This is a genomic window from Streptosporangium sp. NPDC048886, from assembly GCF_055586905.1.
Window position 1 is genome coordinate 21,569 of sequence record NZ_JBVJHH010000076.1, and the last position, 8,941, is coordinate 30,509.

The window sequence follows — 8,941 nt, forward strand, 5'->3', positions numbered from 1 at the left end:
GGAGGAGTCCACATCCGCCACGTTATCCGTCGCATGGCGGGTCAGTGCAAAGTGAGGACATGGTGCCTACCTCGAAACGCCTCCGGCCCCCGGTCGTCGCCGTCACCGGCGCGGCCTCGGGAATCGGCCGCGCATTCCTCGCGAAGGTCGCCTCGTCTGCGGATTTCCGCCGAGTCGTGGCCATCGACGATCAGCGCGGCGACGTGCCCGACGTCACCTGGCGGGTGCTCGACGTCCGAGATCCGCTCTTGGCGAACCGGATCTCCGACATAGACGTGCTCGTCCACCTGGGCGGTGACTACGCGCTCGACGCCGACTCCGGAGAGCGACGCGCCTACAACCTGCGCGCGGCCCAGACGGTGCTCACCGCCAGCGCCGCCGCCCGGGTGCGCCGCGTCGTGCTGGTCACCAGCGCCATGGTGTACGGCGCGGTGCCCGACAACCCCGTCCCGCTGCCCGAGGACTCCCCGGTGGCCGCCGAACCCGACACCGGCATGGTCGGCGACCATCTGGAGATCGAGGCACTGGTCCGGCGCTCGCTGCGCAGCCACCCCGGGCTTGAGGTGACCGTCCTGCGGCCCGCCGCCGTGGTCGGCCCGGGCGTCGACAGTGTGGTCACCCGTCACTTCGAGTCGCCCAGGCTGCTCAGCGTCAAGGGGTGCAGCCCCCGCTGGCAGTTCTGCCACATCGACGACCTGGTCGCGGCGCTGGAGATGGCCGCGCTCGGCGCGGTCTCCGGGGTGGTGGCCGTGGGCAGCGACGGCTGGCTGGAGCAGGACCAGGTGGAGGAGCTCTCCGGCCTGCGCCGCTTCGAGCTGCCCGCCGGTCTGACCTTCGGCACCGCCCAGCGCCTGCACCGGCTGGGCGTCACCCCGGCCCCGGCCACCGACCTGCACTACGTCGTCTACCCGTGGGTGGTCGACTGCGCCGCGCTGCGGGCGGCCGGCTGGAAACCACTGTGGAGCAACGAGGCCGCCTTCGCGCAGCTCCTGGAGCTGCGCGAAGGCCGGCACACGGTCGTCGGACGCCGCCTGTCCGGCAAGGAGGCGACGCTCACCGCCGCCGGCGCGACCGTCGCGGTCCTCGGCACCGCCGCGATCGTCCGCGCCGCTCGCAAGAAGCGCCGGGTCTGAGCCCGGCGAGCACGGCCCGCGCCCCGGGCCCCGTCCCGGGGCGGCGAGAGCGGCCGGGGCCGGGCGGGGCGGCCGGTCGGGCGCTTGCCGATTGGGCGCTTGCCGGGTGGGCGCTTGCCGGGTGGAGCTGCAGATCGAGCGCTGCCGATCGGGCGCTTGCCGGTTGGGCCTGGGGAGCCGCTTTCCGGGACGGTAGGCTCTGCGGTGTGGAAGTCATCCGGTTGCTGGGTATCCGCGACAGCGCGCTCTCCGTCGACGAGGTTTACTCCGCCGTCGGCGACCACGCCGCGGGCGGCACGACGATCTTCGTCGGCACGGTGCGCGACCAGGACCACGGCAAGCCGGTCACGCGGCTGTCCTACTCGGCGCACCCCAGCGCCGAGAGCGAGCTGCGCCGGGTGGCCGAGAAGGTCGCCGCCGACTTCCCGGTGACCGCGCTGGCCGCGGTGCACCGGGTCGGCGACCTCGAACTCGGCGACATCGCGGTCATCGTGGCGGTCTCCTGCCCCCACCGCGCCGAGGCGTTCGCGGCCTCCCGGCGGCTGATCGACGACCTCAAGAGCGAGGTGCCGATCTGGAAGAACCAGCTTTTCGCGGACGGCTCGGCCGAATGGGTCGGGGCCTGCGAGTGAGATCGGGCGCAAGCCGTACGATCCGGAACATGGCGGCGCGTACGTGCACCTGTCTGCCCGGTAACACGGCATAGGCTTCCTCCTATGTCCCGACGAGCGCTGACCCTGATGGTGGCCGGCTTCCTCACGCTCATGCTCGGCGTCGTCGGCGCCCTGCTGCCGGTCCCTTACGTCGTCCTGAGTCCCGGGCCGACCGAGAACACCATCGGAGACGTCAAGGGCAAGCCGGTGATCAGCGTCGAGGGGCGCCCGACCTATCCCACCTCGGGCAAGCTCAGCCTCGTCACCGTGGCCTACCAGGGCGGGCCGGGCAACAGGATCGACCTGTTCAGCGCGCTCAGGGGCTGGGTCGACCCGACCGTCGCGGTCGTGCCGGAAGAGACGATCTTCCCGCCGACGAGCACGGCCGAAGAGGTCGAGCAGCAGAACAGCCAGGAGATGACCAACTCCCAGGACGACGCGACCGCGGCCGCGCTGACCGAGTTGAAGATCCCCTACACCTCGGTCGTGAGCGTGGCCTCCATCCAGAAGGGCCTGCCGGCCGACGGGAAGTTCAAGACCGGCGACGAGATCGTCTCGGTCGACGGGGTACCCGCGGCAGACCGCGAGACCGTCTCCGCCGCCGTCCGCAAGCACAAGGCCGGCGAGAAGGTCAACTTCACCGTCAACCGCGCCGACCAGAGCACCACCGTGACCGTCCCGACCGCCGCGGCCGAGGACGGCACGCCCATCGTGGGCATCACGATGCAGATCAGATACAAGTTCCCCTTCAAGGTGAAGATCAACGTCGGCGACGTGGGCGGGCCGAGCGCGGGGATGATGTTCTCCCTCGGCATCATGGACAAGCTCACGCCGGGGCCGATGACCGGAGGCAAGGCGATCGCCGGGACCGGGACGATCACCCCGGAGGGCAAGGTCGGTCCGATCGGCGGCATCCAGCAGAAGATGGTGGGCGCCCGTAAGGCCGGGGCCACGGTCTTCCTCACCCCCGCCGACAACTGCGCCGAGGCGGTGAAGGCCGTCCCCGACGGCCTGAAGCTGATGAGGGTCGAGACGCTCCACGACGCGGTCCAGGCGATCGACGTGGTCCGCACCGGCTCCGGCACCGCGCCGAGCTGTCCGGCGGGCTGATCCGGCGGGACCCCGGCACCGCGCCGAGCCGTCGGGAGCGGCTGGAAGCGGTCGGGAGCGGTCGGGAGCGGGCCGGCGGCGGGCCGTCGGCGGGACGCGACGCCGGGAGGGGGCGCACGCGCACGCCGATTCCGCCCCCGGGGGCACTGATTTGGCCTCCCGCGCGTTGACAGTGGTGAATCCGAGACCTGTGGGGGTTGTGGCCGGACCGTGGCCAAGCGGCTGAGCACGACGGAACCCCCGCCGGTGTAGGTTTCCAAACACGGACCGTGCTCTTACGACAAGGGGTTGGCCTTGAGCTTCCGGACCCCCGGAGCCGGTAGGGCAATGCGCTTGCCCCGCCGGCCACGACTGCTGCTTCCTGTCGCGATCGCCATCGTCGCGCTCGTTGCGTTGTTCTTCTTGTTCGCCGGCATCTTCACCGACTACCTCTGGTACGACTCGGTGGACTACACGGCGGTCTTCTCCGGCGTGATCGTCACGCAGATTTTGCTCTTCATCGTGGGCGCCGTGCTGATGGTCGGCCTGGTGGGCGGCAACATGCTGCTGGCCTACCGGATGCGGCCGATGTTCGGCCCGGGGATGTTCGGCGGCGCCAGCGGCGCCGACCGCTACCGGATGGCCCTCGACCCGCACCGCAAGCTGATCTTCCTGATCGGCGCCGCCGTGCTCGCCCTGTTCGCCGGATCGTCGTTCTCCAACCAGTGGAAGACCTGGCTGGAATACATCAACGCCACGCCGTTCAACGAGAACGACGCGCTGTTCGGCATGGACGTGTCGTTCTTCATGTTCACCTACCCGTTCCTGCGGATGGTGCTGAACTTCCTGTTCACCGCGGTGGTGCTGTCGGCCGTCATGTCGGCGATCGTGCACTACCTCTACGGCGGGTTCCGGCTCCAGTCGCCGGGGGTGCACGCCTCCCGGGCCGCCCGGGTCCACCTGTCGGTGCTGCTGGGCGTGTTCGTGCTGCTGAAGGCCGTCGCCTACTGGGTCGACCGCTACGGCCTGGTCTTCTCCGACCGGGGCTTCGCCTACGGCGCGTCCTACACCGACGTCAACGCGGTGCTGCCCGCCAAGACCATCCTGGCGATCATCGCCCTGATCTGCGCCGCCCTCTTCTTCGCCGGAGTCGTACGGCCCGGCGGCATGCTGCCCGGTGTCTCCTTCGGCCTGCTGGTGCTGTCGGCCATCCTGATCGGCGGGGTCTACCCGGCCCTGGTCGAGCAGTTCCAGGTCAAGCCGAACCAGCAGGACAAGGAGAAGGCATACATCGAGCGCAACATCGTCGCCACCAGGAAGGCCTACGGCGTCGACAAGACCGACGTCATCGACTACACGGCGCAGGGTGACGCCTCGAAGGTCAACGTCACCACCGACAGCTCGATCTCCGGCGTGCGGCTGCTCGACCCCAACCTGGTCGCCAAGACCTATCAGCAGAAGCAGCGTATCCGCGGTTACTACGACTTCCATGACCCGCTCGACGTCGACCGCTACCCGGACGCCTCCGGCAAGATGCGCGACACCGTGGTGGCGGTGCGGGAGCTCACCGGCCCGCCGCGTGAGCAGGACAACTGGATCAACCGGCACCTGGTCTACACCCACGGCTACGGGTTCGTGGCCGCGCCGGGCAACGAGGTCGACTCGCAGGGCCTGCCCAACTTCGACGCCAAGGACATGCCGGTGACCGGCCCGCTGGTCGAGCGGACGGGCCTGAAGGAGTCGCGCGTCTACTTCGGCGAGTCCCCGAGCGCGCCGGAATACGTCATCGTGGGCGGCGACAAGAAGCAGGAGCTCGACTACCCGCTGAGCAGCGGCACCGGTCAGCAGAACACCACCTACACCGGCAAGGGCGGCGTCCCGGTCGGCTCGTTCTTCAACCGCGTGCTGTACGCGGCCAAATACGGTGAGAAGAACCTGCTGCTGTCGAGCGACATCAACGACAAGTCCAAGATCCTCTACGTGCGCAACCCGCAGGAGCGCATCGCCAAGGTGGCGCCGTTCCTGAGCCTGGACGACAACCCCTACCCGGCCATCGTCGACGGCAGGGTGGTCTGGATCGCCGACGCCTACACCACCTCCAACTCCTACCCCTACTCCGACAGCAGGAGCCTGGAGGCGATGACGCGGGACACGGTCACCGACCCGCGCCTGGTGGTGCCGCAGCCGCGCGACCAGATCAACTACATGCGCAACTCGGTCAAGGCCACGGTGGACGCCTACGACGGCACGGTCACGCTGTACGCCTGGGACGAGCAGGACCCGATCCTGCGGACCTGGCGCAAGGCCTTCCCCGGCATCATCAAGCCGAAGGACGCGGTGTCGGAGAGCCTCAAGCAGCACCTGCGCTACCCGGAGGCGCTGTTCAAGGTCCAGCGCGACGTGCTGTCCCGCTATCACATCCAGGACCCGAGCGCCTTCTACAGCGGCCAGGACTTCTGGAACGTCCCGAACGACCCGTCCTCGGGTGATCGTGACATCAAGCAGCCGCCGTACTACCTGTCGGTCAAGATGCCCGACACGACGGACCCGACGTTCTCCCTGACCACCACGTTCGTGCCGCGCCAGGGTCCCAACCTGGCCGCGTTCATGTCCGTGGACGCCACCCCGGGAGACGACTACGGCAAGCTCCGCATCCTGCGGATGCCCTCCAACACCACCATCCCCGGCCCCGGCCAGGTGCAGAACAACTTCCAGAACAAGTTCTCCGGCGAGCTCAACCTGCTCGGCATCGGCGGGGCGAAGGTCCGCTACGGCAACCTGCTGACCCTGCCGTTCGCCGGCGGTCTGGTCTACATCGAGCCGGTCTACGTGGAGACCGCCGCCTCCTCCGGCCAGGAGCCCTATCCGATCCTCCGGCGGGTCCTGGTCTCCTACGGTGACCGGGTCGGCTTCGCCGACACCCTGGAAGGCGCTCTGAAGCAGGTCTTCGGAGAGGGCGCCCAGCCGGCCAAGCCGGACACCACCAAGCCGGAGCTGCCCTCCCAGCCGAGCACCACGCTGAACCAGGCGATCAGCGAGGCGCAGCAGGCCTACGACAAGGCGCAGGAGGCCCTGGCGAAGAACCCGCCGGACTGGACGGCGTACGGCGCGGCGCAGCAGGAGCTGGCGAAGGCGCTGGAGAAGCTGAAGGGGGTGGTCCCCACGGCCACTCCGGCCCCCTCTCAGACCCCGGCCCCGACCCCTTCCGGCACTCCCGCACCATCGGCGACACCGACGTCCTCGCCCAGCCCATAGGGGGTTTTCGAGCACAGCGAGCCGCCTGATTCGCGTCCACCGCCAAAGCCGGGTAGTCTTTAGACACACCGACGCGGGGTGGAGCAGCTCGGTAGCTCGCTGGGCTCATAACCCAGAGGTCGCAGGTTCAAATCCTGTCCCCGCTACTGATGTGGAAGGCCCGGATCTCACTGAGATCCGGGCCTTCTGTCGTAGGTGCGGATCTCTGTCTCATGCCGTCGATTTGCTCTCCGGTGCCGAGGCCCGGTAGTCTCTAAACATACCGACGCGGGGTGGAGCAGCTCGGTAGCTCGCTGGGCTCATAACCCAGAGGTCGCAGGTTCAAATCCTGTCCCCGCTACTGAAACGAAGGCCCCGGTCTCCCAGAGACCGGGGCCTTCGTCGTTTCTTGCTCCCGGAACGCGCCGCAGCCCTGTTTCTCGGCCTTTTGGCCGGACAGGGTGCGCAGGCGATCAATTACATGATTACATCGACTCATCGGTTACATCTGGTTGGAAGGTGACCAATGATCGTCGAATACATCCGCTACCGCGTCCCCGACGAGCGGTCGGCGGAGTTCGAGGCCGCCTACCGGCGCGCCGCCGTACCGCTCGCCAACGCTCCCCAGTGCGTGGACTACGAGCTCACCCGATGCGTGGACGAACCCGCCTGCTACATCCTGCGGATCACCTGGACCTCGGCGGAGGACCACCTCCAGGGGTTCCGGGGCGGTCCGGACTTCGCGGCCTTCTTCGCGGAGATCAAACCCTACGTCTCCGACATCGAGGAGATGCGCCACTACGCACCCACCGGCGTCCGGGGCCAGGGGGCCGCGACGCCGACGCTCTACGACTGGGCCGGTGGGGCCGAGGCGTTCGAGCGGCTCACCGAGGTCTTCTACGGCCACGTGAAGAAGGACGATCTCATCGGGCCGCTTTTCGCGCACATGGACCCCGGTCACCCCAGGTATGTGGCGATGTGGCTCGGCGAGGTCTTCGGCGGCCCCGATCGCTACACGCGCGAGCGCGGCGGATACCCCCACATGCTCTCCCAGCACATCGGCAAGGGCATCACCGAACCGCAGCGCCGCCGCTGGGTGAACCTCCTCCTGGACGCCGCAGACGAGGTCGGACTCCCCGCGGACCCGGAGTTCCGTGCGGCCTTCCTCGGCTACATCGAGTGGGGGACCCGTCTGGCGTTCGCCAACTCCCAGCCGGGCGCGGCCCCGTTCGCCCACGCCCCGGTGCCGCACTGGGGCTGGGGCGTGGCGCCGCCGTACGTGCCCAAGGGCTGAGCGGTTAACGTGCCAGTGTGGATGACATGTCCGGACCGGTTCTGCGCTGGCGCGTACGCCGCGATCTCCTCGTCCTGAAGGCGGTCGCCGCCCTCGTCTTCGCGGTGGCCACCGTGCTGAGCGTCGGTGACCCGCGCGGGATGATCCTGGCGGGCGCGGCGACCCTGATGATGGCCACGCTGGCCCTGCGCGACGTCCTGGCCCCGGTACGGCTCAGCGCCGACGGCGAGGGACTGGTCGTGGTCAGGGGTTTCGCCGGCCTGCAGCGGGTGCCGTGGAGCGCGGTCGAGCGGATCCGCGTGGACACGCGGACCCGCTTCGCCTCACGCACCGGGGTTCTGGAGATCGACACCGGCGAGGCGGTCTTCCTTCTGAGCCAGTTCGATCTCGGCGCTCCGTGCCAGGAGGTCGCCGACGAACTGTGCTCCTTCCGGACCGGTTCCTGACCGTCAGGCCCTGGCCCGGCGGTGCCGCGCCGTGTCCTCCGCCGCCGTGCCCCCGGCCCCGGTACGGCGGCGCAGCAGCAGGCTCGTCTTGTGCAGGGACCAGCTCACGAGGAAGGCCCCGAAGACGACCTGCCCGATCCGCGACCACGTCGACGTGTCCAGGGCGGCGAACGTCACGACGCCGGCCCACAGCACGCCGAAGACGCCCACGAGAACCGTCGCAGCCCAGTTCAGTCTCCGCTGCCACATGCCCGAAGTCTTACAGACCCTGCTTCAAGGCCAGGTCAACGACGTGGAACACCTCATCGGGGGAGGGGGCGGCTCGTGCCCGCGCACCTGCGGACCCGCGGCCCCTTCCCGGCCGGTGCGGCGGAGGCCTGTTCCAGGCAGGCCAGGAGCGCGGCCGCGGTCTGCGCGTCGGCCAAGATCCGGTGCACCTCCTCCTCGCCCGCCGGGAGCTGGCCGCGCTTGGCCAGCTCGTCGGTGATGAAGGTCAGCGGCTCCGGGTAGCCGGCCGCCTCGGCGGCGGCGGTCGCCCGGGCCGCGGTAAGGAGACGCAGGTAATGGGTGCGGAGAGTCGCCTCGCGCATCCGTGCGTCTTCAAGGTCGCTCAGCAGAGACCTGGCGACCCTGAGCAGGTCGCCAGGATGATCGGCCTCCGCGTCGATGTGCGCGCGGATGTCGTCGAACTCCGAGCGGGTCATGGTGCTCACCTCCACGGTGGAGTCAGGATCCTGACCCTCGTGCCTACTTCGTATCCAGCGCCGGTTGCGGATCGCTTGTTGTCTGCTTGCGCCGCCCGGTTTGGGACGCGCGAGTCTCGGGAATGGTTGGCAAGTTGTCTCTGTTGCACAGGAGTCCTGCTACTGTTCTTCCTGCAGGGCAACGAGCTCCGGAGGCCAGACGGCCTCCAGGTCGGCTGAGCGCCCCGCACCCCCTCCACGCTGAACCCGACAACTCGGGCCTGTCCGCACGATTCGACAGGAACCGGATGTCAGAGTAAGTTTGAAGGGTTGCTCCGGAAACGGGGCGGCCGGAATTCCGGTAGGGCCAGCTAGATCAAGTCAAGTCGTTCCAAACGGGCGGGTTTGA

General features: G+C 68.9%; 8 protein-coding genes and 2 tRNA genes. 8 read left to right on the top strand and 2 right to left on the bottom strand.

The genetic code is table 11. The annotated features are described in order from the left end of the window. Positions 1-59 precede the first annotated feature (59 nt). From ACZ6R6_RS47280 to ACZ6R6_RS47315, 8 genes are all read left to right on the top strand, one after another. Entirely contained in the window at positions 60-1,133 is a 1,074-nt protein-coding gene (locus tag ACZ6R6_RS47280) for an NAD-dependent epimerase/dehydratase family protein (RefSeq protein ID WP_470103866.1), read from the top strand. A gap of 206 nt (positions 1,134-1,339) precedes the next feature. Further along, positions 1,340-1,765: a molybdenum cofactor biosynthesis protein MoaE gene (locus ACZ6R6_RS47285; protein ID WP_470103868.1), complete on the top strand. Its 426-nt coding sequence runs from the start codon at positions 1,340-1,342 to the stop codon at positions 1,763-1,765. 84 nt (positions 1,766-1,849) lie between these two features. Next, a complete protein-coding gene (locus ACZ6R6_RS47290; RefSeq protein WP_470103870.1) occupies positions 1,850-2,896 on the top strand; it encodes a YlbL family protein in 1,047 nt (348 codons plus the stop codon). Between the two features lie 327 nt (positions 2,897-3,223). Beyond that, positions 3,224-6,130, top strand: a complete 2,907-nt coding sequence (locus ACZ6R6_RS47295; RefSeq protein ID WP_470103872.1) for a UPF0182 family membrane protein — start codon at positions 3,224-3,226, stop codon at positions 6,128-6,130. 72 nt (positions 6,131-6,202) lie between these two features. Then, positions 6,203-6,276 (top strand) — tRNA-Met (locus ACZ6R6_RS47300). Between the two features lie 120 nt (positions 6,277-6,396). Continuing rightward, a tRNA-Met gene (locus ACZ6R6_RS47305) sits at positions 6,397-6,470 on the top strand. Positions 6,471-6,635: 165 nt separating this feature from the next. Continuing rightward, a complete protein-coding gene (locus tag ACZ6R6_RS47310; protein ID WP_470103874.1) occupies positions 6,636-7,403 on the top strand; it encodes a globin domain-containing protein in 768 nt (255 codons plus the stop codon). Between the two features lie 26 nt (positions 7,404-7,429). Next, complete coding sequence (locus ACZ6R6_RS47315; RefSeq protein WP_470103876.1) at positions 7,430-7,849, top strand: PH domain-containing protein; 420 nt, start codon at positions 7,430-7,432, stop codon at positions 7,847-7,849. Positions 7,850-7,852: 3 nt separating this feature from the next. Here ACZ6R6_RS47315 and ACZ6R6_RS47320 read toward each other — a convergent pair whose 3' ends face one another. Further along, positions 7,853-8,098 carry a hypothetical protein gene (locus ACZ6R6_RS47320; RefSeq protein ID WP_470103877.1) on the bottom strand — a complete coding sequence of 82 codons (246 nt, stop codon included), beginning with the start codon at positions 8,096-8,098 and terminating at the stop codon, positions 7,853-7,855. A 53-nt stretch (positions 8,099-8,151) separates the two neighbouring features. Further along, positions 8,152-8,553, bottom strand: coding sequence for a hypothetical protein (locus ACZ6R6_RS47325; protein WP_470103879.1), 402 nt, complete (start codon positions 8,551-8,553; stop codon positions 8,152-8,154). Between the last annotated feature and the right edge of the window lie 388 nt (positions 8,554-8,941).